The organism is Clostridium thailandense (assembly GCF_019207025.1).
In the GTDB taxonomy this organism is placed as follows: Bacteria; Bacillota; Clostridia; order Clostridiales; family Clostridiaceae; genus Clostridium_AM; species Clostridium_AM thailandense.
Genome location: NZ_JAEEGC010000101.1, coordinates 1 through 25331 on the forward strand (window position 1 = coordinate 1; position 25331 = coordinate 25331).

The 25331-nt window shown below is 30.2% G+C and carries 25 protein-coding genes and 2 pseudogenes; 23 read left to right on the top strand and 4 right to left on the bottom strand.

The features are described 5' to 3' along the window. Nucleotides 1-98: 98 nt before the first annotated feature. Nucleotides 99-1622 carry a YifB family Mg chelatase-like AAA ATPase gene (locus I6U48_RS18445; RefSeq protein ID WP_218321944.1) on the top strand — a complete coding sequence of 508 codons (1524 nt, stop codon included), beginning with the start codon at nt 99-101 and terminating at the stop codon, nt 1620-1622. Between the two features lie 107 nt (nt 1623-1729). Here I6U48_RS18445 and I6U48_RS18450 read toward each other — a convergent pair whose 3' ends face one another. From I6U48_RS18450 to I6U48_RS18460, 3 genes are all read right to left on the bottom strand, one after another. Further along, a complete protein-coding gene (locus tag I6U48_RS18450; protein WP_218321990.1) occupies nt 1730-1921 on the bottom strand; it encodes a hypothetical protein in 192 nt (63 codons plus the stop codon). 173 nt (nt 1922-2094) lie between these two features. Next, on the bottom strand, nt 2095-2922 hold the full coding sequence (locus I6U48_RS18455; protein ID WP_218321945.1) for a TIM barrel protein: 828 nt from the start codon (nt 2920-2922) through the stop codon (nt 2095-2097). A gap of 21 nt (nt 2923-2943) precedes the next feature. Beyond that, entirely contained in the window at nt 2944-3747 is an 804-nt protein-coding gene (locus I6U48_RS18460) for an MBL fold metallo-hydrolase (RefSeq protein ID WP_218321946.1), read from the bottom strand. Between the two features lie 187 nt (nt 3748-3934). Between I6U48_RS18460 and dprA the strand changes: the two genes are divergently transcribed. The 10 genes from dprA to I6U48_RS18510 all read left to right on the top strand — a co-directional run bounded on the left by dprA (nt 3935) and on the right by I6U48_RS18510 (nt 13875). Continuing rightward, the gene (gene dprA, locus I6U48_RS18465; protein WP_218321947.1) at nt 3935-5023 is read left to right on the top strand and encodes a DNA-processing protein DprA; all 1089 of its coding nucleotides are present in this window, start codon (nt 3935-3937) and stop codon (nt 5021-5023) included. Between the two features lie 142 nt (nt 5024-5165). After that, entirely contained in the window at nt 5166-7283 is a 2118-nt protein-coding gene (gene topA / locus I6U48_RS18470; RefSeq protein ID WP_218321948.1) for a type I DNA topoisomerase, read from the top strand. Nucleotides 7284-7539: 256 nt separating this feature from the next. After that, nucleotides 7540-8316 carry a GTP-sensing pleiotropic transcriptional regulator CodY gene (gene codY / locus I6U48_RS18475; RefSeq protein ID WP_218321949.1) on the top strand — a complete coding sequence of 259 codons (777 nt, stop codon included), beginning with the start codon at nt 7540-7542 and terminating at the stop codon, nt 8314-8316. 315 nt (nt 8317-8631) lie between these two features. Beyond that, the gene (gene rpsB, locus I6U48_RS18480; protein ID WP_218321950.1) at nt 8632-9333 is read left to right on the top strand and encodes a 30S ribosomal protein S2; all 702 of its coding nucleotides are present in this window, start codon (nt 8632-8634) and stop codon (nt 9331-9333) included. A 71-nt stretch (nt 9334-9404) separates the two neighbouring features. After that, nucleotides 9405-10325, top strand: a complete 921-nt coding sequence (gene tsf, locus I6U48_RS18485; protein ID WP_218321951.1) for a translation elongation factor Ts — start codon at nt 9405-9407, stop codon at nt 10323-10325. 88 nt (nt 10326-10413) lie between these two features. Further along, nucleotides 10414-11127, top strand: a complete 714-nt coding sequence (pyrH, locus tag I6U48_RS18490) for a UMP kinase (RefSeq protein ID WP_218321952.1) — start codon at nt 10414-10416, stop codon at nt 11125-11127. Nucleotides 11128-11154: 27 nt separating this feature from the next. Beyond that, entirely contained in the window at nt 11155-11712 is a 558-nt protein-coding gene (gene frr / locus I6U48_RS18495) for a ribosome recycling factor (RefSeq protein ID WP_218321953.1), read from the top strand. Between the two features lie 83 nt (nt 11713-11795). Next, the gene (uppS, locus tag I6U48_RS18500; protein ID WP_218321954.1) at nt 11796-12563 is read left to right on the top strand and encodes an undecaprenyl pyrophosphate synthase; all 768 of its coding nucleotides are present in this window, start codon (nt 11796-11798) and stop codon (nt 12561-12563) included. A 23-nt stretch (nt 12564-12586) separates the two neighbouring features. After that, nucleotides 12587-13384 carry a phosphatidate cytidylyltransferase gene (locus I6U48_RS18505; RefSeq protein ID WP_218321955.1) on the top strand — a complete coding sequence of 266 codons (798 nt, stop codon included), beginning with the start codon at nt 12587-12589 and terminating at the stop codon, nt 13382-13384. A gap of 161 nt (nt 13385-13545) precedes the next feature. Then, nucleotides 13546-13875, top strand: a complete 330-nt coding sequence (locus I6U48_RS18510; RefSeq protein ID WP_312891091.1) for a spore coat protein — start codon at nt 13546-13548, stop codon at nt 13873-13875. An 82-nt stretch (nt 13876-13957) separates the two neighbouring features. Here the strand turns inward: I6U48_RS18510 and I6U48_RS18515 are convergent, their stop codons facing one another. Continuing rightward, entirely contained in the window at nt 13958-14104 is a 147-nt protein-coding gene (locus tag I6U48_RS18515) for a hypothetical protein (protein WP_218321956.1), read from the bottom strand. 687 nt (nt 14105-14791) lie between these two features. Here I6U48_RS18515 and I6U48_RS18520 point away from each other — a divergent pair. From I6U48_RS18520 to truB, 12 genes and pseudogenes are all read left to right on the top strand, one after another. Next, on the top strand, nt 14792-15949 hold the full coding sequence (locus I6U48_RS18520) for a 1-deoxy-D-xylulose-5-phosphate reductoisomerase (RefSeq protein ID WP_218321957.1): 1158 nt from the start codon (nt 14792-14794) through the stop codon (nt 15947-15949). 22 nt (nt 15950-15971) lie between these two features. Further along, on the top strand, nt 15972-16982 hold the full coding sequence (gene rseP / locus I6U48_RS18525; RefSeq protein WP_218321958.1) for an RIP metalloprotease RseP: 1011 nt from the start codon (nt 15972-15974) through the stop codon (nt 16980-16982). Nucleotides 16983-17065: 83 nt separating this feature from the next. Next, the gene (ispG, locus tag I6U48_RS18530) at nt 17066-18115 is read left to right on the top strand and encodes a flavodoxin-dependent (E)-4-hydroxy-3-methylbut-2-enyl-diphosphate synthase (protein ID WP_218321959.1); all 1050 of its coding nucleotides are present in this window, start codon (nt 17066-17068) and stop codon (nt 18113-18115) included. A 464-nt stretch (nt 18116-18579) separates the two neighbouring features. Further along, nucleotides 18580-19044 (top strand): ribosome maturation factor RimP, encoded by a 465-nt coding sequence (gene rimP, locus I6U48_RS18535; protein ID WP_218321960.1) that lies wholly within the window; start codon nt 18580-18582, stop codon nt 19042-19044. A 19-nt stretch (nt 19045-19063) separates the two neighbouring features. Further along, complete coding sequence (nusA, locus tag I6U48_RS18540) at nt 19064-20374, top strand: transcription termination factor NusA (protein ID WP_218321961.1); 1311 nt, start codon at nt 19064-19066, stop codon at nt 20372-20374. Between the two features lie 22 nt (nt 20375-20396). Then, the gene (gene rnpM / locus I6U48_RS18545; protein ID WP_218321962.1) at nt 20397-20666 is read left to right on the top strand and encodes an RNase P modulator RnpM; all 270 of its coding nucleotides are present in this window, start codon (nt 20397-20399) and stop codon (nt 20664-20666) included. Further along, complete coding sequence (locus I6U48_RS18550) at nt 20656-20970, top strand: ribosomal L7Ae/L30e/S12e/Gadd45 family protein (protein ID WP_218321963.1); 315 nt, start codon at nt 20656-20658, stop codon at nt 20968-20970. Before rnpM ends, I6U48_RS18550 begins: the two co-directional genes overlap by 11 nt. Nucleotides 20971-20987: 17 nt before the next feature. Next, nucleotides 20988-21143 (top strand): annotated as a pseudogene (locus tag I6U48_RS30525) (translation initiation factor IF-2 N-terminal domain-containing protein); the annotation flags it as partial. A gap of 180 nt (nt 21144-21323) precedes the next feature. Beyond that, nucleotides 21324-23075 (top strand): annotated as a pseudogene (infB, locus tag I6U48_RS18555) (translation initiation factor IF-2); the annotation flags it as partial. A 64-nt stretch (nt 23076-23139) separates the two neighbouring features. Next, complete coding sequence (rbfA, locus tag I6U48_RS18560; protein ID WP_218321965.1) at nt 23140-23505, top strand: 30S ribosome-binding factor RbfA; 366 nt, start codon at nt 23140-23142, stop codon at nt 23503-23505. After that, nucleotides 23492-24454 (top strand): DHH family phosphoesterase, encoded by a 963-nt coding sequence (locus I6U48_RS18565; RefSeq protein ID WP_218321966.1) that lies wholly within the window; start codon nt 23492-23494, stop codon nt 24452-24454. The genes rbfA and I6U48_RS18565 overlap by 14 nt, the downstream gene beginning before the upstream one ends. Before the next feature lies 1 nt (nt 24455). Next, nucleotides 24456-25331 carry a tRNA pseudouridine(55) synthase TruB gene (truB, locus tag I6U48_RS18570; RefSeq protein ID WP_218321967.1) on the top strand — a complete coding sequence of 292 codons (876 nt, stop codon included), beginning with the start codon at nt 24456-24458 and terminating at the stop codon, nt 25329-25331.

A 25331-nucleotide genomic window follows, 5' to 3' on the forward strand; every position in this document is an offset into this window, starting at 1 on the left:
GACTATGGGTGTCTATATAGACAAACAATGAGAATACTTAATTTATAGTTCGGTATACAAATCCATATTTATGTCAAGAATTTAGCAGAGGTGATATTATGGCAGTAAAAATAAATGCTGCTACCTTTACTGGAATAGAAGGAGTAATGGTTTCTGTAGAGGTTGATATTGAGAGAGGACTACCTTGCTTTAATATTGTAGGACTTGCAGACACATCTGTTAAGGAATCAAAAGAGAGAGTTAGAGCAGCTATAGTAAATTCTGGTTTTGAATTTCCTATAAATAGAATAATAATTAATCTTGCTCCAGCTGATGTAAAAAAGGTAGGCTCATTATTTGATTTACCTATTGCTATAGGAATATTGATGGCCACAGAGCAAATAAGTTTTGAAGATTCAGACGATTTCTTGATAATTGGAGAATTATCTCTCTCTGGAGATTTAAAAGGAGTTAAAGGAGTATTACCTATTGCAATGGAAAGTAAAAACAACGATTTAAAGAATTTTATTATTCCTTTTGATAATTCAGAAGAATCCTCCATTGTAAATGAAGTGAATATTTATCCTTTTCAAAATTTGAGAGAAGTAATTTCTTATATTAAATATAGAGATTTAATGCCATATTCTTCTAAGCAATTAAAATACGACAGTGAAAGTAAAGTGGATTTTCAAGATGTAATAGGTCAAGAAAGCTGTAAAAGAGCTGTGGAAGTTGCGGCTGCAGGAAATCACAATATGCTAATGGTTGGACCTCCAGGAAGTGGAAAAACTATGATAGCACAGAGAATAGCAACTATTTTACCGCCATTAAGTTATGAAGAGGCTTTAGAGGTGACTAAAATTTATAGTGTTTCTGGAAATTTAGAAAAAAACATAGGACTTATGTACAAAAGACCTTTTAGAAGTCCCCATCATACAGTTACTTCTACAGCATTAATAGGTGGAGGAACCAATTTAACGCCTGGAGAAGTATCCTTAGCACAAAATGGAGTATTGTTTTTAGATGAGGTTCTAGAATTTAAAAGGAGTGTTTTGGAAGTTTTAAGGCAGCCTATGGAGGATGGAAATGTTAAGATAAGTAGGTTATCAGGAACAGTTACTTATCCAAGCAATTTTATGACTATTATTTCCACTAATCCTTGCAAATGTGGTTTCTATGGCTCTCCGCGAACCTGTACTTGTAGTGAATATGAAAGAAGGAAATATATAAATAAACTGTCAGGGCCTTTATTAGATAGAATAGATCTATTTACTTTTGTAAGCTCCCTTTCTTTTGATGAGATTAGGAATAAGTCTAAACATAAAGTAGAATCATCAAAAAATATTAGGGAAAGAGTTGAAAAAGCAAGAAAAATACAAAAAGAGAGATTTAAAAATGATAAAATATATTGTAATTCCCAAATGGATAGTAGACTTATAAAAAAACATTGTAAGTTAAATAATAAATCAAGCAGAATAATAGAAAAAATATATAATAGATATTCATTAAGTACAAGGGCATATAGCAGGATATTGAAAGTCTCTAGGACTATAGCAGATTTAGATAATAGGGAAAGTATAGAAGAAAGCCATATAGTAGAAGCTCTTCAATATAGAAAATTTTTGAATGAAGAAATTATTTGAAGTCTATTTTATAATACATAAAAATGTGTTATGAAACAATTTTTTTAGTTTTATTATGCATATAAGTTCATATTTTTAAGATATAAACTTATATGTATAATAAACTGTTATTTTTCAGTGATTTTCTTTTTGGGAACTATTATATCTTCGCTGTTAACGAAACAATTGCAAAAAGAACAATGAAAAGATTTTGTTATAATCTTTACAACATCTCCATTATTATTGGTCTCTTCTCGTTCACATGTACTCTCTATCATATCTCTTAGTAAACCGCATTTAGGGCAAATATCAACAGACATTAAAATTACCTCCTTAGTTCATAAAAGTTAATTTATCTGATTATATTATACAATTTATTACAATAATTATAAAGTATTACATGTATAAAAAATACATATAAGTATAACTTATATGTAACTCAATTGAGATAAACTTTTTGTCTTAAGAAAGCTCAAGGTATAATGGGCTTTCTTTATATATTGGAAAGTTTTTCATAGGTCTCTTTTAATAGAAGAGCATCTTTCTCCAGTATAGGACTTTCACAGATTATACAGCCTTTTATATTAAAGTCTTTTAAGGCTCTTAAGCAAGCAACAAAGTTAAAGTCACTCTCTAAAAAAGGAAGATGATTTCGCTCTCCTTTTTCACTATAATTTATTCCAGATAAGTGAATATGCAAATCTTCTAAGGCTAATTTACCTAATTCAATTTGTATGTATTGTAGAATCTGAGCAAAATCATCGTAACTTTTTAGCTTACCGTTATGTCTTGCATGTATATGAGAAAAATCTATACATAGTTTGCAAGTAGGTATTTCTTTACATAGAGAAACTAATTCTTCAAGACTTCCAAATTGAGTTCCTTTTCCAGTAGTTTCTAGTCTGTAATCTACACCATTAGAGGGCAATTTAAGTAAATTTTCTTTTATAGTTTTATAAGTCTCTTCTTTAGAATCTTTTAGATAAAAACCGGGATGAAAGATTAGGCTTCTGCCATCTACTTTTGAAATTCCATTAGCACCTTTAATTATTCTTTCAATAGATTGTAATTGCTTATCCTCTTCATCTGCATTTAGGTTTATATAATATGAACCGTGAGCAGAAAGATAAAAATCGTTTTCTAACTTTGTTTTTAATATTAAATCCTTATTTTTATCAGTAACGTTAACAGAGCGTACAAATGGAAGTTCCATAGCATCAAGACCAATAGATTTTAGGTACTTAATACCAGAAGAATAGTTAAATTTTTGTGAACCATCGCCAATCGGTATTCCGGATATTCCAAACAATAATTTATCCATTAAAAATCATCCTTTCTAAACTTAAAGGTATAATATTTCAAGATCATTAGGAACAATAATATTACCTTGGAAATACTTGCGGCCTTCTTCAAAATAAAGTTTCTTCTTTTTAAATATATTATTATCTTCAGTATGAATTAAGATTAAATTTTTTGCATTTAATTTAGAGGCATTTTCACAAGCATCTTTAACTGTAGAATGAAACTTTTCATAAGGTTTAAAAGTATTTCTTTGAGAGTATAAGCAAAATGCCTCATGCATTAGATAATCTACATTATAGGTGTAATCATACAATTTGTCATTGTATGGTTCATCGCCTAAAAAGGTAAAGGTTTTTCCGTTAAATAATTTTGTAGCAAAACCAAATTGAAGATGTTTTTTACTTTTAATATCAAAGAAGTTTATGTTATAACCTATTATGTTAACTGAAAAATCATCAGAAATTTCTTCAAAAAGTATTCTATTATCAATATAATCAGTAAATTTTTTTTGAAGTAATAAAGAGGATATGGTTTTAATTATATAAACTACTTCTTTATGACAATAAATATGTAAGTTGCCTTCATAATTTTCATTTAATATCTGCTGAGCAACAGCTCTAATCACCCATATTATTCCAGTTATGTGATCGTTATGACTATGCGATATAAAAACATTATGAATTCTGTTAATAGGTATATTAGTTTTCTCTAAATTTGAAAGTATTGTATTTCCACCACCAACATCTACCAAAAAATGCTCATCATTTTTAGAAAGTGTAAAACATGTGTTGTAGCATTTAGTGACCATTGCAGATCCTGTACCTAATATAACCAGTTTTTCCAATAGTAAAAACTCCTTTCATTTGATAAGACAATGTTAATGCTTTTTTATAAACAAATAATAATATAACATAGAATTAAAGAGAAAACTAGAACATTTATTATATATATAAAACATGTTGGGTAAGATGAATAAAAGTATATGATTCTGACAAGAATTTTACATAATATATCAGTATAAGGAGAAAAAAATGAATATATATGATTTATGGTTTTGCTCAGCAAAATTATCAAGTAAAATAAAAATTGAATTGGTTAAAACTTTCAATACTTTAGAGGAAATATGGTATTACAGTAATTGTGAAAAATCAAACATATATACAAAAAAAGAAGATGAGAAAATTAAATTTCATTTAAAAAAAGCATGGGATAAAGAAAGATTAGAGAGTTTATATGAGCAAATTAAAAACAAAAATATAAGCAGTGTGAATTTTTATGATAATAAGTATCCTAAAAAATTAAAAAATTATTCAGATTCACCTTCAGTGATATTTTACAAAGGAAACATTAAAAAACTTAATGAAAACTTAAATATAGCGATAGTTGGAGCAAGAAATTGCAGTACATATGGAAGAAATGTAGCAAATATGATAAGCAAAGAACTTTCTGAGCACAATATAAACATTATAAGTGGTATGGCAAAAGGAATAGACTCATATGCACATAGAGTGTGCTTAGAATCTAAAGGATACACTTGTGCTGTATTAGGTTGTGGGGTAGATGTAATATATCCCAAGGAAAATAAAAAATTATATAATTACATGTTGGAAGATGGATGCATTATTTCGGAGTTTCTACCAGGGACGCAACCTTTCAGTTATAATTTTCCAATGAGAAATAGAATCATTAGTGGCTTGAGTGATGTAGTGATTGTTGTAGAAGCAGCAGAAAGGAGTGGATCATTAATAACTGCTAGTTTAGCTTTAGAACAAGGTAAAGATGTTGTTGCAGTACCAGGATCTATTTTTTCAGAGCAAAGTAAAGGCACTAATAAATTAATTAGAGATGGAGCATATCCCTTTACAAATTTTTATGATTTATTCCAAATATTTAATATTCAATATGTAGCAGATAATAAAGACAATATTAAGAAAATAAGCGGCTTACAGAGGAAAATTTATGATATTTTAACTAACGAACCTATACATGTAGACGATATATTTAAAAGAACAAATATTGACATAAAACAATTATATGAGGTATTATTTGAATTGCAGCTTGGAAATGAAATATTAAGTCTTCCAGGAAATTATTATGTAAAAGTGGAAAGAAGGGTATGATTAGGTCAATAAATAAGGTATATTTGTTTAGATAAAGAATAGTATTTATTAAATGTAAAGAAAATATATAATTAGTACATAATTAGTTAAAAATAAGGGGGTGCAAACACTTCGGTAGATTTAGTAATTACCGGAGCACGAAATGGGACAAAAATTAGTTATAGTAGAATCACCAGCAAAAGCAAAAACCATAGGAAAGTATTTAGGTAAAAACTATGTAGTGGAAGCATCTATGGGACATGTAAGAGATCTTCCTAAAAGTCAATTAGGAGTTGATATAGAAAATGAATATAATCCTAAATATATAACTATAAGAGGTAAGGGAGAGTTACTTGATAAATTAAAAAAAGAAGCTAAGAAAAGTGAAAAGGTATACTTGGCAACAGACCCTGATAGAGAAGGTGAAGCGATTTCATGGCATTTAGCGCATATATTAAAATTAGATGAACAAGAAAAGTGTAGAATAGAATTTAATGAAATTACTAAAAATGCTATTAAGAATGCTATAAAAGAGCCAAGGCAAATAGATATAGATTTAGTTAATGCACAGCAAGCTAGGAGAGTTTTAGATAGATTAGTTGGTTATAAAATCAGTCCTATACTTTGGAGAAAAGTAAAATGGGGCTTAAGTGCAGGAAGAGTTCAGTCGGTTGCCCTTAGAATGATATGTGATAGAGAAAAGGAAATATTAAATTTTATACCTAAGGAGTATTGGACAGTTGAGTGTTCGCTTTACAAGGAAAATTCTAAGAAAAGTTTTAGCGTTAGGCTTACTACATTAGGAAAAAAGAAAATTGAAATTAGCAGTAAAGAAGAAGTAGATAAAATTATAAAAGAATTGAAATGTGGAGAATTTGTAGTAAAGAGTATAAAGAAAACATCAAAAAACAAAAATCCGCTTCCACCTTTTACTACAAGTACTTTACAGCAAGATTCTTATAAAAAGTTAAATTTTGCTACAAAAAGAACTATGTCAGTTGCACAACAATTATATGAAGGCATGGATGTGAAAGGATATGGAGCAGTAGGTCTTATAACATACATGAGAACGGACTCTGTTAGAATATCAAATGAAGCTCAAGACGTATGTAAAAGTTTCATATCAGAACAATACGGAGATGATTATGTACCTAAAGAAGCTAGAGTGTATAAAGGTAAAAAAAATTCGCAGGATGCGCATGAAGCTATAAGGCCAACGCATGTAGAAATAACACCTGAAATTGCTAAAGCTAACATGAAGGATGAACAGTATAAATTATACACTTTGATTTGGAATAGGTTTGTTGCAAGTCAAATGTCTTCTTGTATAATGGATATTACTTCAATAAATATAGTTAACGGAGAATATGGACTTAAGGCAAGTGGTTCAATTGTAAAGTTTGATGGGTTCATGAAAGTGTATGAATATTCTACTGAAGAAGAAAAGGAAGATATAACTTTACCAAAACTAGAGGAAAATGAAAATCTTATAAAAAAATCTATAGATGGAAAACAACATTTTACTCAACCACCAGCAAAGTTTTCTGAAGCTTCTCTTGTTAAGACTTTGGAGGAAAATGGTATAGGAAGGCCGAGCACTTATGCCCCAATTATATCTACTTTATTAGAAAGAAAGTATGTTGAAAGGGAAAAGAAAACATTAAAGCCAACAGAACTTGGAGAAATAGTAAATACCATATTAAGCGAATACTTTAAACAAATAGTAGATTTAGACTTCACTGTGGAAATGGAAGAAAAATTAGATAATGTAGAAGAAGGAAATGAAAATTGGAAGAAGGTTGTAAATGAGTTTTTTACACCTCTTAAAGATGCTATAGAGATAGCAGAAAAAGAAGTAGCTAAAATTACTATAGAGGATAAAGTTACAGATATAGTATGCGAAAAATGTGGGAGAAATATGGTAATTAAACAAGGGAGATTTGGGGATTTTCTTGCTTGCCCAGGATACCCTGATTGCAAAAATACTAAACCATTAGTGGAAGAATTAGATGTTAAGTGCCCTAAATGTGACGGAAAAGTTTTAGTTAAGAGAAGTAAAAAAGGAAGAAAGTTTTATGGGTGTAGTAATTATCCAGAATGTGATTTTGTAAGTTGGTTTGAGCCATCTGCAGAAAAGTGTTCAGTTTGTGGAAGTTTAATGGTTAAGAAATATAATAAATCTAAAGGTAATTATCTAGAATGTACTAATGATGAGTGCAAGAATAAGGAATATAAAATAAAAAATACAAGTAATGCTTCAGATGATAATAATAATGAATAATAATAGACAGAATGCAAAAAATAATAATAATTGTGTCGAATCTCATAAAATTACTGTTGAAATGTAATTACTATTATGTTATCATATTAAAGAATAAGAAATAATTCTAAATATTTTAAAAAGTCTAAATTGTTAGTATAATCATCTTGCTTATTTTAGAAAACAATAGAAAAAGATATACAGGTCTTATATAGCACTTAATGATTTGAAAATTTGAATTTTATATATGAAAGAAGATGTTTAAGGAGGAATAAAAATGACATCATTATTAAATAAAACAAGAATGTTAAATAAAATACTGCAAAAATCAGGCACAGAACCAGTAGTTTTTGATGATATATGCAAACTATTAAGTGAAGTATTAAATTGCAATGTTTATATAAGCAGTAGAAAAGGAAAAATACTAGGTTATAATTTTTCAACAGGTTTTGAATGTGACGAAGTGAAAGAGAAAGTAATAAATGAAAAGAGATTTCCAGAGCAGTACAATAATAAATTGTTAAATATTCATGAAACATTACCAAATTCAACAACTCACGGTAATTGCGTGTTTGAGGAAGGTAAGTCCTGTGGTATCGAAAACAAACTAACTACAATTGTACCTATTATTGGAAATAGAGAAAGACTAGGAACTTTATTGATTGCTAGATTTGATGAAGCTTTTACAGATGAAGACTTAGTTTTATCTGAATATAGTGCTACAATTATTGGACTTGAAATATTAAGAGCTAAGCATGATGAAATTGAAGAAGAAGCTAGAAAAAAGGCAGTTGTACAGCTTGCAATAGGCACCCTTTCTTATTCGGAATTGGAAGCAGTAGAACATATCTTTAATGAATTAGATGGAAATGAAGGTTTACTAGTAGCTTCTAAAATAGCGGACAAAGTTGGTATTACAAGATCTGTTATAGTTAATGCATTAAGAAAATTTGAGAGTGCTGGAGTTATTGAATCAAGATCTCTAGGAATGAAAGGTACACATATAAGAATACTTAACGAAAAATTACTTGATGAATTAAAGAAAATAAAGTAATCAAAATGGAGAATTATATTAATTCTCCATTTTTGATGTATTGAAATATTCAAATTGTATAGCATAAAATTGTAAATTTTAGATAATAATAATAACTAGAGTATAAGGTTAGTAAATATTTTATGATTATATTACATTAAATAATTTTAAATTTATCTATGTAAAATTGAAAATTATTGTTGAATAGCTTTAACTCATATGATATACTACAAAAGGTAGAAAAATACACACACTACCCAATTTATAAAATGGTGCCAAACAAGGTATTTTATAAATATGACGGTAGTGGAGGAGAAACCTAGGAGGGAAAATATTATGTCAGTTATTTCAATGAAACAATTATTAGAAGCAGGTGTTCATTTTGGACATCAAACAAGAAGATGGAATCCTAAAATGGCTCCATATATCTTCACAGAAAGAAACGGAATCTACATAATAGATTTACAAAAAACTGTTAAAAAAGTTGAAGATGCTTATAATTTCGTAAAATCAGTTTCAGAAGAAGGAAAAGATGTCCTTTTTGTAGGAACTAAAAAGCAAGCACAAGAAGCTATTGGAGAAGAAGCAGTAAGATCAGGAATGCACTTTGTTAATAATAGATGGCTTGGTGGAATGTTAACAAATTTCACAACAATTAAAACAAGAATAAAGAAACTAGAAGAATTAGAAGCTATGGAAGCAGATGGAACTTTTGAAGTTCTTCCAAAGAAAGAAGTTATAAAGCTTAAGAATGAACAAGAAAAATTACAAAAGAACTTAGGCGGAATAAAAGAAATGAACTCAACAAATATAGGAGCATTATTTGTTGTTGATCCAAGAAAAGAAAAAAATGCTATATCAGAAGCTAAAATTCTTGGAATTCCAGTAGTAGCTATTGTTGATACAAACTGTGATCCAGATGAAGTTGATTATGTTATACCAGGAAATGATGATGCAATAAGAGCTGTAAAATTAATAACAGCTAAAATTGCTGATGCTATAATTGAAGGAAGACAAGGCGAACAATTAGCTGAATAATTTAATTAGGGTAGATGAAGATAAATTCTTCATTTACCTTTTAAATTAAGTTTAAATAGGAGGAATTTACTATGATAACTGCACAGATGGTAAAAGAATTAAGAGAAAGAACTGGAGCAGGCATGATGGACTGCAAAAAGGCTTTAAATGAAGTTAATGGAGATACTGAAAAAGCTATAGAATTATTAAGAGAAAAGGGATTAGCAGCTGCGGCTAAAAAAGCTGGAAGAGTAGCAGCTGAGGGATTAGTTAAAACATATGTTTCTGAAGATGGAAAAACTGCTTCAATAGTAGAAGTAAATTGTGAAACAGACTTTGTTTCGGCTAATGAAGCATTTGTTGAATTAGCTGATAATGCTGCAAAACAAGCAGCAAAGTCAAATGCTAAGACTATAGAAGAATTAGTTGGAGAAAAATACATAGCAGATGAAAGCATAACACTTCAAGATGCTGTAACTGCATTAATTGCAAAACTTGGCGAAAACATGAATGTTAGAAGATTCCAAAAATTAGTTGTTGAAAATGGAGCAATTGAAAGCTATATCCATGGTGGCGGAAGAATCGGTGTTCTTGTTAAAGTTGAATGTGAAAAAGAAAGCCCAATTCTAAAAGAAGTTGCTAAAGATGTAGCTATGCAGGTTGCTGCAACTAATCCTTTATTCTTAAATAGAGATGCTGTAGATAATGAATCTCTTGAAAAAGAAAAAGAAATTTACAGAGTTCAAGCTTTAAACGAAGGAAAGCCTGAAAATATAGTTGAAAAAATGGTTGTAGGAAGAGTTCAAAAGTACTACAAAGAAAACTGTTTAGTAGAACAGGTTTGGGTAAGAAATGCAGATTTAACTATTGAAAAATACCTTAAGGAAAAATCAAAAGAAGTTGGAGCTCCAATAACAGTAGCTGCTTTTGTAAGATTTGAAAAAGGCGAAGGAATCGAAAAGAAGGAAGAGAACTTTGCAGAAGAAGTTCAAAAGCAGATGCAAGGTAAATAGTAACTGAAAAGAGGACACTGCGTGTTCTCTTTTTTTAAGGTATAGCCTTAATATATATGTAATTTATGACAATTTGGAGGTATAATATATGTATAATGCTAAATACAAGAGAGTTATGCTAAAGCTTTCAGGCGAAGCATTGGCAGGAGAAAAAGGGTATGGCATAGATTTTGATGTTACTAAAAAGATAGCTATAGAAATAAAAGCATTAGTTGATATGGGTGTAGAAGTAGGTGCTGTAGTTGGTGGAGGAAATATTTGGAGAGGTAGAAGCGGAGAAGATATGGATAGAACTACTGCGGATTATATGGGTATGATGGCTACATGTATAAATGCCCTAGCTCTTCAAGATTCACTTGAAAACATTGGAGTCAATACGAGAGTGCAAACTGCTATAGAAATGAAAGAGGTAGCAGAGCCTTTTATTAGAAGAAGGGCCATGAGACACCTAGAGAAAAATAGAGTTGTAATATTTGGAGCCGGAACTGGAAATCCTTACTTCTCAACAGATACTGCAGCTGCGTTAAGAGCTGCAGAAATTGAAGCAAATGTTATACTTCTTGCAAAAAAAGTTGATGGAGTTTATGATAAAGATCCTCATAAATATAGCGATGCTAAAAAGTTTGATAAATTAAGCTATATTGAAGTGCTAGAAAAAGGACTTCAAGTTATGGATTCTACGGCGACATCATTATGCATGGATAACAACATACCTATTTTAGTATTTGGCTTAGATGATCCAGCAAACATAAGAAAAGCAGTAATAGGAGAATACATTGGTACTTTAGTGAGCAGACAATAAAATAAATTATAAGGAGGTATATTTTCAATGATTAAGGACACTTTAAAATTGGCAGATGAAAAAATGAATAAGACCATTAATGTATTAAAGAAGGAATTAGCTTCAATGAAGGCAGGAAGAGCTAATCCAGCTATGTTAGACAGAATAGAAGCGGAATATTATGGAGCAGTAACACCACTAAATCAATTAGCGAATATATCTGTTCCAGAATCAAGAATATTAGTTATTCAACCATGGGACAAAAGCTCAATAAAGGCTATTGAGAAGGCTATATTAAAGTCAGATCTTGGAATTAATCCTTCAAATGATGGCGAAGTAATAAGACTTGCTATTCCAGAACTTACTGAAGAGACAAGAAAAAATATAGTTAAGAACATAAAAAAACTTGGAGAAGAATCGAAGGTAGCTATAAGAGGAATAAGAAGAGATTGTAATGACAAAATAAAGGTATTGAAGAAAGATGGCGAAGTGTCTGAGGATGAAATTAAAAAAGGTGAAGATGAAATTCAAAAGAAAACAGACAATTTTATTAAAGAAATAGATAAAATGGTTGAAATTAAAGAAAAAGAAATTATGTCAATATAGTTTTAAAAATTTTAAACCTGCGAACTCGCAGGTTTTTATTAACAAGTAAGAAACTTACTATAATTTATGAATGGAGAGTACATATGTTAAATTTTTTCGGTTCAAAGAAAAGTGAAAATGTCGCCGTTGAAGATATACATATAGACTTAAATAATATACCTAAACATATTGCAATAATAATGGATGGAAACGGAAGATGGGCAAAAGAAAGAATGCTTCCGAGAACTATGGGGCATAAAGCAGGGGTTGAAGCTATTAGAGAGATTGTAAAAGAATGTAGTAAATTAGGAATAAAATACTTGACCTTGTATGCTTTTTCTACAGAAAATTGGGTAAGGCCTAACGAAGAAGTGAATGCACTTATGAATTTGTTGGTTCAGTATTTGAGAAATGAATTTAAAGAATTAGATAAAAATAATGTTGTAATAAATCATATAGGTGATATATCTAAGTTGCCTAAAATATGTCAAGATGAATTAATAGATGCCTATAATAACACAAAAGATAATACTGGCTTAACTTTAAATTTAGCCTTAAATTATGGTGGAAGAGATGAACTTCTTCGCGCGTTTAAAAAGATTTACGAAAATATTACTGAAGGAAGACTAAGTAAAGAAGATATAAATGAAAATACCCTATCTAGCTATTTAGACACTAAGGGTATGCCGGATCCAGATATAATAATAAGACCTAGTGGCGAGCAAAGACTTAGCAATTTTTTACTTTGGCAGTGTGCTTATTCTGAGTTTTGGTATTCTAACATAAAGTGGCCTGATTTTAAAAAAGAAGACTTACACAAGGCAATTTATGATTTTCAAAATAGAGATAGAAGATTTGGAGGCGTGAAGTAAAATTATTGCTGGGAGTTGGTTATATGAATAATAGATATATAGGAGCGTTAATTATTGCACCTTTCATAATGTTTTTATTTATAGGTGGAATATATTTAAAATACGGTGTTATGATTCTATCTTTATTTGGCATGTATGAGTTTTATAGAGTAATAAAAGAGAAGAATATTCAAGCGATAAGTATAGCTGGTTATATATTGTGTATAATTTATTATATAACATTAGACAAAACTGTTGATTATAGAATGCATTTTTTCTTTTTGATAATAACTATGTTTATTATTATGTGTATTCCTATATTTGATGTAGAATATAATTTTATTGATATATCTACTACTATAATGGGATTTTTATATGTTGCTGTATTCTTTAGTTTTATTGTTTTAGTAGATAACAAAAATTATGGTAACTACCTAGTATGGCTTATATTCATATCTTCTTGGGTTTGTGATACTGCAGCTTATTATGCAGGAAGGGCTTTTGGGAAAAGAAAATTATGTTCTAAGGTAAGTCCAAAGAAGACCATAGAAGGTTCCATTGGTGGAATGATAGGAAGTACACTAGCTTGTGGAATATTGGGATATTTGATTCATTCTAGAATAGACTTTATACCTATATATCATTTTTTTGCGATTGGAGCAATATGTGGAGTATTTTGTCAATTTGGAGATCTTACAGCTTCTTCTATAAAAAGATATGTTGGAGTCAAAGATTACAGTAATCTCATACCAGGACATGGAGGAATACTAGATAGATTTGATAGTATACTTTTTGCATCGGTGGTAGTTTATTATTACTTAACCTTTATTGTGGGAATTTAATATAAAATTAAAAGGTTCAAAGGCTAACTCGATATGCTTTTGAACTTTTTTCACTTTATTACCAGGAATACTTGAATTTTTATTGAGAAAAATAATTCATATAATATACAATATAAGCAGTATAAGAAATGGAAAAGAATTCACATAAGAGGTGATGTAACGTGTCATGGTTAGATGATTTGTTTGGCGTTGATAGTAATTCCAATGATGAAAATGACTCTAGCGGTAATAATAATAATAATAATAATGATAAAAATATAGCATTAGATATGTTGGTTTCATCAAAAGCTAGCATAGTAACATTAGCCAAAGCGGCGGTTGAAGCTGTAAATCCGCAATTAAGGCAAATACTTAGTTGCCAGTTAACTAATGCTGTTAACGAACACTTTAGGTTATCTGACATAGCAGTAAATAAACAATGGTACAATTCAAATCCAAATTTAGAACAACAGATACAACAAGATGTAAAAGAAGTTCAAAACCTTTCATAAAGTGTTATTATATTTTGAAATTATAACTTATTTTTTTATGAAGTATATTAAATTAGAAAAGGAGCATCAAAAAGCTCCTTCTTCAATTCAAGTCAATATAACTTATATGCTCAACAATATCCCAAAATTCTTCCCAATTTAAACTTAGTTTACTGCAAATTTCAACATCTGAATATCCAGTAGCCATCAAGTTTTTTACTATCTCTACAGTTTCATCTAACATAATCATTGTTGACTTTTAGGTATTTAGATCTTCAAGTCAACAGTTCACCGTCCTTTCTTTTAATTGCATTATTTTTAATAAGTTATTGTTTAAAATACTAAAATTAATATATAGAAGAAAAGTTGAATATAATATTAGAAATTACTAATTTTAAGGAATGTTATATATTGAGCTTAAAATGTAAAAAATTACTTGTAGCTTAACCCTATTATTTATGTTCAGAGTTTTTACTACAAGGGTAAAACATTATTTTAAGTATTTTCTTTTTATAATTACAATAATATTTCTATGTTATCCTATTTATAACCTATTATGCAATAATAATTTACTTAACAATAGTGTACGCCTTAATTAGCATTATATTTCTTTTTATAGGTAATATAGCTGTTTACTTTATTTTGGCAGACAAATATGTTATAGTTAATCATGCTATGGCATTTATATCTTAGAATAAAGTTTCTATTATTAAAGAGAAATTAGAAGATATTAATAAGACTTACAGCTAACAAACAGACCATGGAGACGAGATTTATAAGTAATAGACTTGAAGTTTACCCCTTATTTATTATATTATCTCTTTATATAGGGGTTAAGATCTTTGAATTCATTGGCTTTTTACAAGGACATTATACATAATTATTGTGAAATAAATTTTAAAATACTAAAGCTTAGACAGAATTAGGAGATGTTTAAATGAAAAAAGTTGCAATACTTGGAGCTACGGGTTCTATAGGGAATCAGACCCTTGATGTTATTAGGCAAGATATCGATAGGTTTAGACTCATAGCTATTTCAGCAAATAGCAGTTATGGAAAGGTTATAGAGATAATTAATGAATTTAATCCTTTATATGTAGTACTAACAGAAGAAAAAGCATATGAAGAGGTTAAAAAGTACTGCAGTAGTGCAAATAAAAAAATAGAAATATTATTTGGCATGGAGGGATTAAATACTATAGCAAGTTTATCAGAAATTGATATAGTTGTAACGTCGGTAGTTGGAATGATAGGTCTTGTTCCCACAATTACTGCAATTAAATCTGGGAAAGATATAGCATTAGCTAATAAGGAAACTTTAGTCACAGGAGGAGAAATAGTTATTTCGGAAGCAAAAAAACATAATGTAAAAATACTACCTGTAGATTCTGAACATGGGGCTATTTTTCAATGTCTTCAAGGTAATGAGATTTCATCTGTAGATAAGATATTGCTTACAGCATCAGGAGGACCTTTTAGAGGAAAAAAGGAAGAAGACCTTAGAAATGTTACTGTAGATGAGGCCTTAAAACATCCAAAATGGAATATGGGAAAGAAAATATCAATAGACTCTGCAACGCTAATGAATAAGGGTCTTGAAGTTATAGAGGCTCACTGGTTATTTGATATGGATTATGATGATATTGAAGTAGTGGTTCACCCTCAAAGCATTATACATTCTATGATAGAATATAAAGATGGAAGTATAATTGCGCAATTAGGAAGTACAGATATGAGACTTCCGATACAATATGCTCTCAACTATCCTAAAAGACAAAAGGCTGTTGTAGAAAAATTGGACTTTTATAAAATGGAATGTTTAACTTTTGAAAAACCAGATATGAATACATTTAAACCTTTAAAACTTGCATATGAAGCAGGAAAAATAGGCGGTACAATGCCAGCTGTATTAAATGCTGCAAATGAATGTGCAGTAGATTTGTTTTTAAATAAAAAAATTAAGTTTTTGCAATTAGGTAATATATTAGAGAAATGTATGGATAAGTTTATTGTGAAGTACAGTTATACGTTAGAAGATATATTAGAATTAGACAAAGAAGTAAAAAAATATGTAAATGAGAACTTTGGTAAGTAAGGTTTGATAGGGAGGAATACAGTTGTATATTATAATGGCTATTATAGCATTTGGAGTGTTAATTATAATTCATGAACTAGGTCATTTTACTTTGGCTAAGTTAAATGGTATAAAAGTAGAAGAATTTGCTATAGGAATGGGACCTAAGCTTTTTGGCATAAAAGGGAAGGAAACTGCATATTCAATAAAACTTTTGCCAATAGGTGGATACGTAAAAATGTTAGGAGATGAAGGTGAAAGCACAGATCCTAGAGCATTTAATAATAAGAGGCCTATACAAAAACTTAGTGTAGTAATAGCAGGACCCATAATGAATTTTATACTTGGAATAGCTTTGTTTGGAATTATAGCAGGAGCAAGAGGTTATTTGTCTGCAGAAGTAAGCAAGGTAGTACCTAACCAGCCTGCTGATGTTATGGGCATTAAAGCAGGAGATAAAATAGTAAAAGTAAATAACTCTAAGGTTTTAACCTGGGAAGACTTTGTAACAGGCGTATATATATCTAATGGGGAACCAATAAATATAACGTATGTTAGAGGTAGTGAAACAAAAACTGTAAAAGTTGTACCTATTAAGGATGCTAAGGAGAATAGATATATAGTAGGTATATATCCAACTGCTGTTGAAAAACCTACGATTAAACAATCTATATCTTATGGGTTTATTGAAACTAATTCTTTAGTAAAGCAAACTTTTAGTTTCTTTAAAACTCTTTTTAAAGGAAAGGCATCAATGAATGACGTAGGAGGACCTCTAACTATAATTAAAGTTTCAGGTGCAGCTGCAAAGGCTGGAATATTGAGTTTAACTGCGTTTGCGGCATATATAAGTATTCAATTAGCGATATTTAACATTATACCTTTTCCAGCATTAGATGGAGGGTATATACTATTATTCCTATTTGAAATAGTAACCGGTAAAAAAGTTGATGAAAATAAAGTTGGATTAGTAAATTATGTTGGTTTTGCTATACTAATGACGCTAATGGTATTAGTAACGATTAAAGATATATTACATCCTATAAAATTTTAATGTATATACAAATAAAAGAATAGTAATTAGGGATTTGTTATATTCAATTCCTAATTACCAATTTTTTTAGGGAGATGAAGTAAATGAAAAGATTAAAAACCAAAAAGGTAAAGGTTGGCAATGTATATATAGGTGATGATTCAAAAATAACAGTTCAGTCGATGACAAATACGGATACGAGAAATATAAAAGAGACTGTAACACAGATACGTAGGCTTGAAAAAGCAGGATGTGATATAGTACGATGTGCTGTTCCAGATATGACAGCCTGTGATGCTATAAAGGAAATAGTAAAAGATATAAACATTCCGTTAGTTGCAGATATTCATTTTGATTATAAATTAGCTCTGAAATCTATTGAAAACGGAATAGCGGCTCTTAGAATTAATCCAGGAAACATAGGCAGCATTGATAGAGTAAAAGAGGTGGCAAAGGCTGCTAAGGATAAAAGCATACCTATAAGAATAGGAGTTAACTCTGGCTCCTTAAAGAAAGAAATATTAGATAAATATGGTGGAGTATGCCCAGAGGCGTTAGTAGAAAGTGCTTTAGAACATGTTAGAATATTAGAAAATATAAATTATGATGATATAGTTATATCTATCAAGTCTTCTAATGTTGTTCAAATGATCGAGAGCTATAGAATGATTACCAATACTGTCAATTACCCTTTGCATCTAGGTGTTACGGAGTCTGGTACTATTTGGAGGGGAACGATTAAATCTAGTATAGGTATAGGAACATTATTGAGTGAAGGCATAGGAGATACCATAAGGGTATCGCTAACTGGTGATCCAGTAGAAGAAGTTAGGGTTGGAAAAGAAATTTTAAAATCAATTGGATATCTAAAAGAAGGAATAGAATTTGTATCTTGCCCTACTTGTGGAAGAACAGCAATAAATTTGATTAATATAGCAGAAGAGGTAGAAAAGAGGCTTATAAATTATAATAAAAATATAAAGGTTGCAATAATGGGATGTGTTGTTAATGGTCCAGGAGAAGCAAGGGAAGCAGACATTGGAATAGCAGGTGGAAATGGAGAAGGCTTGATTTTTAAAAAAGGAGAAATAGTTAAAAAGGTTAAAGAGAACCAATTAGTAGAGGAATTAATGAAAGAAATAAACAACATGTAATTAAGATTGAGTGCGAAATAAAAAGAAATATGGATGGATTTTATATAATAGGGAATAATATGAATTAGAAGGATAAGTGGTCTTTTATAATATTAAAACTCTCTTAAAATAAACCAGTTTTCTTTGTTTTATTTTTAGTGTCAAGCCATTTTTTAACTTTTTCTTGAAATAACTTATTCATTATGTTAAAATGAACTTAGTAAATCTACAGAACTTTGTAAAGAGTGGGTACTGGCCCGCTCTTTCTATTTTGAAAAAACGCAGCTTATGTTGCGTTTTTAAATTAGTGTAACATTTTATGCAATTATCTTATTGGATGGCTATTAATTTGAATTAAATTTAGTTCTGTATAATGAATTCTAAGACCTATGGGTATAAAAGCCGCTGATAGTTTTGGATATATATTTGCTAGAAAGTCATTTTTTATTGTAAATTGCAGAATATATAGATAAGGAGGGATTAAAATGAATAAAAATTATTTGATAGATAAGCTTATAGAGTTAGTAAAGCCAATAACGGAGCAGTTAAATTACGAATTATATCATTTAGAATATGTAAAAGAAGGCCAGGATAATTACTTAAGAATATATATAGAAAAAGAAGATGGCAGGATATCATTAGAGGATTGTGAAAAGGTAAGTAGAGCTGTAAGTGATATGCTAGATAGTGAAGATCCAATACCAGATTCATACTATTTAGAAGTCTCATCACCAGGAATAGATAGAATTTTGTATACAGATAAGCATCTGGAAAGATATATTGAAAGTAGTGTTTTAGTCAAAATATCTGGATTGTTAAATGGAAAGAAAAAATTTGAAGGAGAGCTTTTAGGATTTAACTCTGAGGAACTAAAGATAAGATGTGAAGGGGAAGAACTTTCTATACCAAGAGATAAGGTTTCAAGTGTAAGTCTTATATGCAAGCTTTAAGGGAGGGTATATTTAGAAAATGAATCAGGAATTTATAGAAGCCTTAAAAGAGATAGTTAAAGAAAAAGGAATAAGTGAAGATTTATTATTTACAACTATAGAGGATGCATTAGTCGCTGCATACAAAAAGAATTATGCTAACTTTGGGGGAAATAACCAAAACGTTAAAGTTACGATGAATAGAGAAAATGGAGAAATTCACGTTTATTCTCAAAAAAAAGTTGTAGATGAAGTTGTGGATGAAATAAATGAAATAAGTTTAGAAGATGCTAAGGAACTAGATCCAAATTATGATATTGAAGATGTGGTAAGCATTGAGGTAACTCCTAAGAAGTTTGGTAGGGTAGCAGCACAAGCAGCAAAACAAGTGGTTATTCAAAGAATAAAGGAAGAAGAAAGAAGAATCATATATAGCGAATTTGCAGAAAAAGAAGATGACATTATTACAGGTGCTGTTATTAGAAAAGATAAAAATAATGTACTAATTGATTTAGGAAAGACAGAAGCAGTACTTGGTCCTAATGAACAAATGCCAGGAGAAAAATATAATTTTAATGATAAATTAAAACTATACATTGTTGAAGTTAAAAGTACGACAAAAGGACCTCAAATTGTAATTTCAAGAACTCATCCAGGACTTATAAAAAGATTGTTTGAACTCGAAGTTCCTGAAATATTTGATGGTACAGTTGAAATAAAATCTATAGCTAGGGAAGCTGGATCAAGAACTAAAATATCTGTTTTTTCAAACGATGATAACGTAGATCCAATGGGAGCATGCGTAGGACCTAAAGGAGTAAGAGTACAAAATATAGTAAATGAGTTAAAAAGTGAAAAAATTGATATAATAAAATGGAGTAAGTTACCAGAAGAATATATTGCAAATGCTTTGAGTCCAGCAAAGGTTTTAGATGTAACATTAGATGAAGATAGTAAGTTTGCTCAAGTAATAGTAGATGATAATCAACTATCACTAGCTATAGGAAAAGAAGGACAGAATGTTAGGCTAGCAGCAAAACTCACTAGTTGGAAAATCGATATAAAGAGTAAATCACAAGCGGGAGTGGGATTTGAAAATAAAGGAAGTAAGTTGGCTGTAAAAGAATCAACTCTAGATGAACAAAAAATAGAAGAACCAACTGTAGAAGAACCAACTGTAGAAGAAGTATCTTTAGAAGAACCAATTATAAGTGAACAGACTGAAAAAGTGACTGTAAATGAAACAATTGTAAGCAAACCAACTAAGAATAAATCAATTAAAAAGAAATTAATTGAAGATGAAGCAACTCTTGACTCTATAATTGAAGAAATAATAGGTGAAGATTTTTAATTTTAGATGAGGAGGTTTTTGCATGAAGCAAAAAAAGGTGCCACAAAGAATGTGTACAGGATGCATGGAAATGAAGCCTAAGAAGGAACTTATAAGGGTTGTAAGAGGTACTGAAGGAGATATTTCTGTAGATATTACTGGTAAGAAAAATGGTAGAGGAGCCTATGTATGTAGAAACATTGAGTGCTTAGAGAAAGCATTTAAAGCCAAAAGATTACAAAAAAACCTGGAAGCTCAAATAAGTGAAGAAATTTATAAAAGATTGAGAGATGAAATACAGCATGAAGGATAAATTTCTCCAGTTTTTAGGTTTAACTAAGCGTGCAGGAAAACTCCTAGAAGGTTATAATAAGTGTGAGGATGCAGTAAAAAGAAATAAAGTTTATTTGGTAATATTATCTAATGATGCATCTGATAATACAGTTGATAAATTTACAAAATACGGTGAAAAATATAAAATTCCTGTTTTGAAATATTACGATAAAGAGGAATTGGGTAGTGCCTTAGGAACAGAAGAGATAAAAGTACTAGGAGTTATAGATTATAAAATGAGTGAACGGCTAGCTTGTATATATAACGACATTAAAAAAATTTAGTCTCGGGGGTGAATCCTATGTCAAAAATAAGAGTTTATGAATTAGCCAAAGAGCTAGGAATATCTAGTAAAGATTTGATTAGTATTCTACTAGATGAATTTAGTGTAGAAGTAAAAAATCATATGAGCGTAATAGAAGAAGAAGATGCAGAATTAATAAAAGAGTTATTTGCTGAAAAGAAGAAAGAAGAGGTTGCTTCAGATTCAGAACCAGACTTAGATGAAAAATATGAGGCTTTAGTCGAAGCACATGCGTCGAAGTCTATTAAAATAAGCAAAAATAAAATTAAGGGTAAAGGTAAGATCGAAAATATGACAAATGAAGAAAATGTGAATATCGTAAATAATGAGAAAATAATTGAAATTGAAGAGACAATTACAGTAAAAGAATTGGCTGAGAAGTTAAATGAATCTTCAATAGAAGTAATAAAACAGTTAATATTTATGGGAGTAATGGCTGCTATAAATCAGGAAATAGATTTTGAAACTGCTGAAAAGCTAGGTGAAAAATTTGAAGCTATTATTGTAAAAAAAGAAAGTGATAATTCAGCAGTAGAAGAATTGGATGAAGAGGATGAGGAAGAAACAAATACAGAAAGCAGACCTCCGATTATAACTGTTATGGGTCATGTTGACCATGGTAAAACATCTTTATTGGATGCAATAAGAAAAGCAAAAGTTACTGAAACAGAAGCTGGAGGAATTACACAACATATTGGTGCCTATACTGTAACTATAAATGGACAAAAAATTACATTCCTTGATACTCCAGGACATGAAGCCTTTACAGCAATGAGAGCAAGAGGAGCACAAATTACTGATATAGTTATCCTTGTAGTAGCTGCTGATGATGGAATAATGCCTCAAACTGTAGAAGCTATAAATCACTGTAAAGCAGCAAACGTTCCAATGGTAGTAGCTATAAACAAAATGGATAAAGCAGGTGCTAATCCAGATAGAGTTAAACAGGAATTAACTGAGCATGGATTAGTAGCTGAGGATTGGGGCGGAGATGTAATTACTGTTCCAGTTTCAGCACGTTCTAAAGAAGGAATTGATACACTTCTTGAAATGGTTCTTTTAACTGCTGAAATGCAGGAGTTGAAGGCAAATTCTAACAGAAATGCTAGAGGAACAGTAGTAGAAGCTAAGCTTGACAAAGGAAGAGGAGCTGTTGCTACGTTACTTGTCCAAAATGGTACACTACATGTGGGTGATTCTATAATTGTAGGAACTACATATGGAAGAATTAGAGCTATGTTTGATGACAAGGGAAAGAAAATTAAAGCAGCTGGTCCATCAATACCAGTTGAAATACTTGGATTGTCAGAAGTACCTGCAGCAGGGGATAGATTCCACGAAGTAAAAGATGAGAAAACTGCTAGAGAGATGGCTGAAAAGAGAAAAGAAAAAGTAAGAGCTGAATACTTACAATCAACACACAAAGTTTCTCTTGAAGATTTATATAGTCAAATCAAAGAAGGAAAAGTAAAAGAACTAAATATAATTGTTAAAGCGGATGTTCAAGGTTCTGTGGAAGCTGTAAGACAATCACTTCAAAAGTTATCCACAGATGAAGTTAAGGTTAGAGTACTTCACGGAGCTGTTGGTGCTATATCTGAAACAGATGTAACACTAGCATCAGCCTCAAATGCTATAATCATAGGATTTAACGTAAGGCCTAATGATAATGCAGTTGTTGCTGCAGAAAAAGAATCCGTTGATATGAAAACTTATAGAGTTATATATAACGCGATAGACGATATTAGAGCTGCTATGGTAGGAATGCTTGAACCAGATTATAAAGAAGTAATTCTTGGTAAAGCAGAGATTAGACAGACATACAAGATTTCTAATGTTGGAACTATAGCAGGTTGTTATGTATTGGATGGAAAGTTAACAAGAAACAGCAGTGTAAGGATTATAAGAGATGGTATAGTTATATTTGAATCAGAACTTGCGTCTTTAAAGAGATTTAAAGATGATGCAAAAGAAGTTGCATCTGGCTATGAATGTGGTCTTTCTATTGAAAAATTTAATGACATAAAAGAGGGTGACATAGTAGAAGCTTATACTATGGAAGAAATTAAAAAGAAAGAACTATAATTTGGAATTGAGAATTAAGCTATAACTAAATGTTATCAGCATGACAAATAATGAGGTGAGTTATATGGCTAAATATAGAGGTAATAGAATAAATGAAGAAGTTAGAAAAGAAGTAAGTAATATAATTCAAAATGAAATAAGAGATCCAAGACTTACTGCTATGATAAGTGTTACAAAAGTTGATGTAACAAAAGACTTAAGATATGCTAAAGTTTATATAAGTTTATTTGGAAATGAAGATTCTAAAAAAAGTACTTTAGATGCTTTAAAAAGTTCTGTCGGCTTTATAAGAAGAGAAGTAGGTCATAGAATAAGCCTAAGGTATACTCCAGAGGTTATAATCGAATTAGATAACACTATAGAGCATGGTATGCATATAGATGCCCTATTAGAACAAATCAAGGAGAAAGAGAATCATGATAATGAATAAAGTTTTAGAAAAAATAAAGGAAAGTAATAGGATAGCTATTACTTTCCATGCTTCTCCTGATGGTGATTCTTTAGGAACAAGTTTAGCGTTGTTTCAAGGATTGCGTAAAATAGGAAAAGAAGTTTATATTCTTTCTAAAGAAGAAATACCTAAAGATTTTAGATTTTTAGCTTATTCAGAAGTTATTACTGGAAAAAGTTTTGAAGTTACTCCAGATACTGAATGTGTAATAGTTTTAGATTGCGGCGATGTCAAAAGAATTAATGCTAATATAAATTTTGAAGATAGAAGCTATACTCTAATAAATCTAGATCATCACATGTCAAATGAGCTTTACGGCGATTTGAATTACGTGGATACTAATGCATCAGCTATGTCAGAGATAATTTATCAAATGCTTCGTATCATGGGTATAAAGATAGATAAAGATATGGCAGCATGTCTTTATACATCACTAATTACAGATACTGGATCTTTTAGACATTCAGGAACTACAAGCGTAACACACACAATAGCAGGAGACTTAATTAATACTGGGATTGACTTTAGTGAAATTCATAGGATTATTTTTGATAACAAAAAGTTTGAAAGAATTAAGTTATATGGAAAAGTTATCAATAATATGGAAGTTATTAAAGATAAAATATGTATAATGACACTAACCAAAGATATGATTTCGGAATTAGGTATAGATACAAGCGCTGATACATCTGATATTATAGTTTTTGGTATGGAAATAGATACAGTTGAAGTTGCTGCCCTTATAAAGGAAACAGAGAATGGTGCGAAAGTAAGTTTGAGATCAAAGTCTATTATAGATGTAAGAAAAGTAGCAGAAAGATTTGGTGGAGGAGGCCACATAAAAGCATCTGGCCTTTCCATGGAAAATAAAACAGTGGATGAAGCAAAAAGTATAATAATTAGGGAATTAGAAAAAGAGTTGATATAATATGGATGGAATATTAAATATAAATAAACCTACAGGAATGACTTCTTTTGATGTAGTAAGAAAAGTAAAAAATATAGCTAAAACTAAGAAGGTAGGACATACTGGAACGCTTGATCCTGAGGCTTCTGGGGTACTGCCAATATGTATAGGTAGGGCTACAAAACTTGTTGATTATATAATGAATGATTATAAAATATACAAAGCAGAACTTAAACTTGGAGTCATTACAGATACTTATGACAGAGAAGGTAAAATATTAAAAACATCACAAATAAATGTGTCTAAAGAGCAGGTTGAAAGCATAATAAATAGTTTTATAGGTGAGATTGAGCAGGTTCCACCTATGTTTTCTGCTTTAAAAGTAAACGGTCAAAGGTTATATTCATTGGCGAGACAGGGAATTGAAGTAGAGAGGAAAGCTAGAAAAATTAATATATACGATATAGATATATTAGATATTAATATACCTAACATAATATTTGAAGTTAAGTGTTCTAAAGGAACTTACATAAGGAGTCTTTGTTACGATATTGGTGAAAGATTAGAATGTGGTGGAACAATGTGGAATCTTCAAAGGATCAAAACGGGAGCATTCAATATTTTAAATTCTGTAGAGCTTGAGACACTAAATAGTGATAATATATCCGATTATTTGATTCCAATGGATAGAGCTTTAGATGAATATCCAAAGCTTCATCTAGAGGAGAAATATGAAAAGCTTTTGTTTAATGGAGTAACTATAAAGGATTATTCTATATTAAAGGATATTGAAAAAGATATACTATACAGAGTGTATGTAAAAGACAATGAATTTATAGGCATAGGACTAAAGAATGATGTTGGGTTCAAAATTGTAAAACTACTTATTCAGGGGTAA

Bases quoted from the DNA above. Each gene is read 5' to 3' on its own strand.
- topA (WP_218321948.1), top strand. From the start codon at position 5,166: ATGGGACAAAAATTAGTTATAGTAGAATCACCAGCAAAAGCAAAAACC.
- rnpM (WP_218321962.1), top strand. From the start codon at position 20,397: ATGAAGCAAAAAAAGGTGCCACAAAGAATGTGTACAGGATGCATGGAA.
- I6U48_RS18505 (WP_218321955.1), top strand. From the start codon at position 12,587: ATGAATAATAGATATATAGGAGCGTTAATTATTGCACCTTTCATAATG.
- I6U48_RS18455 (WP_218321945.1), bottom strand. From the start codon at position 2,922: ATGGATAAATTATTGTTTGGAATATCCGGAATACCGATTGGCGATGGT.
- I6U48_RS18445 (WP_218321944.1), top strand. From the start codon at position 99: ATGGCAGTAAAAATAAATGCTGCTACCTTTACTGGAATAGAAGGAGTA.
- codY (WP_218321949.1), top strand. From the start codon at position 7,540: ATGACATCATTATTAAATAAAACAAGAATGTTAAATAAAATACTGCAA.
- tsf (WP_218321951.1), top strand. From the start codon at position 9,405: ATGATAACTGCACAGATGGTAAAAGAATTAAGAGAAAGAACTGGAGCA.
- ispG (WP_218321959.1), top strand. From the start codon at position 17,066: ATGAAAAGATTAAAAACCAAAAAGGTAAAGGTTGGCAATGTATATATA.
- I6U48_RS18520 (WP_218321957.1), top strand. From the start codon at position 14,792: ATGAAAAAAGTTGCAATACTTGGAGCTACGGGTTCTATAGGGAATCAG.
- dprA (WP_218321947.1), top strand. From the start codon at position 3,935: ATGAATATATATGATTTATGGTTTTGCTCAGCAAAATTATCAAGTAAA.
- rbfA (WP_218321965.1), top strand. From the start codon at position 23,140: ATGGCTAAATATAGAGGTAATAGAATAAATGAAGAAGTTAGAAAAGAA.
- uppS (WP_218321954.1), top strand. From the start codon at position 11,796: ATGTTAAATTTTTTCGGTTCAAAGAAAAGTGAAAATGTCGCCGTTGAA.
- I6U48_RS18550 (WP_218321963.1), top strand. From the start codon at position 20,656: ATGAAGGATAAATTTCTCCAGTTTTTAGGTTTAACTAAGCGTGCAGGA.
- nusA (WP_218321961.1), top strand. From the start codon at position 19,064: ATGAATCAGGAATTTATAGAAGCCTTAAAAGAGATAGTTAAAGAAAAA.
- I6U48_RS18450 (WP_218321990.1), bottom strand. From the start codon at position 1,921: ATGTCTGTTGATATTTGCCCTAAATGCGGTTTACTAAGAGATATGATA.
- truB (WP_218321967.1), top strand. From the start codon at position 24,456: ATGGATGGAATATTAAATATAAATAAACCTACAGGAATGACTTCTTTT.
- I6U48_RS18515 (WP_218321956.1), bottom strand. From the start codon at position 14,104: ATGATTATGTTAGATGAAACTGTAGAGATAGTAAAAAACTTGATGGCT.
- frr (WP_218321953.1), top strand. From the start codon at position 11,155: ATGATTAAGGACACTTTAAAATTGGCAGATGAAAAAATGAATAAGACC.
- I6U48_RS18565 (WP_218321966.1), top strand. From the start codon at position 23,492: ATGATAATGAATAAAGTTTTAGAAAAAATAAAGGAAAGTAATAGGATA.
- rimP (WP_218321960.1), top strand. From the start codon at position 18,580: ATGAATAAAAATTATTTGATAGATAAGCTTATAGAGTTAGTAAAGCCA.
- rpsB (WP_218321950.1), top strand. From the start codon at position 8,632: ATGTCAGTTATTTCAATGAAACAATTATTAGAAGCAGGTGTTCATTTT.
- pyrH (WP_218321952.1), top strand. From the start codon at position 10,414: ATGTATAATGCTAAATACAAGAGAGTTATGCTAAAGCTTTCAGGCGAA.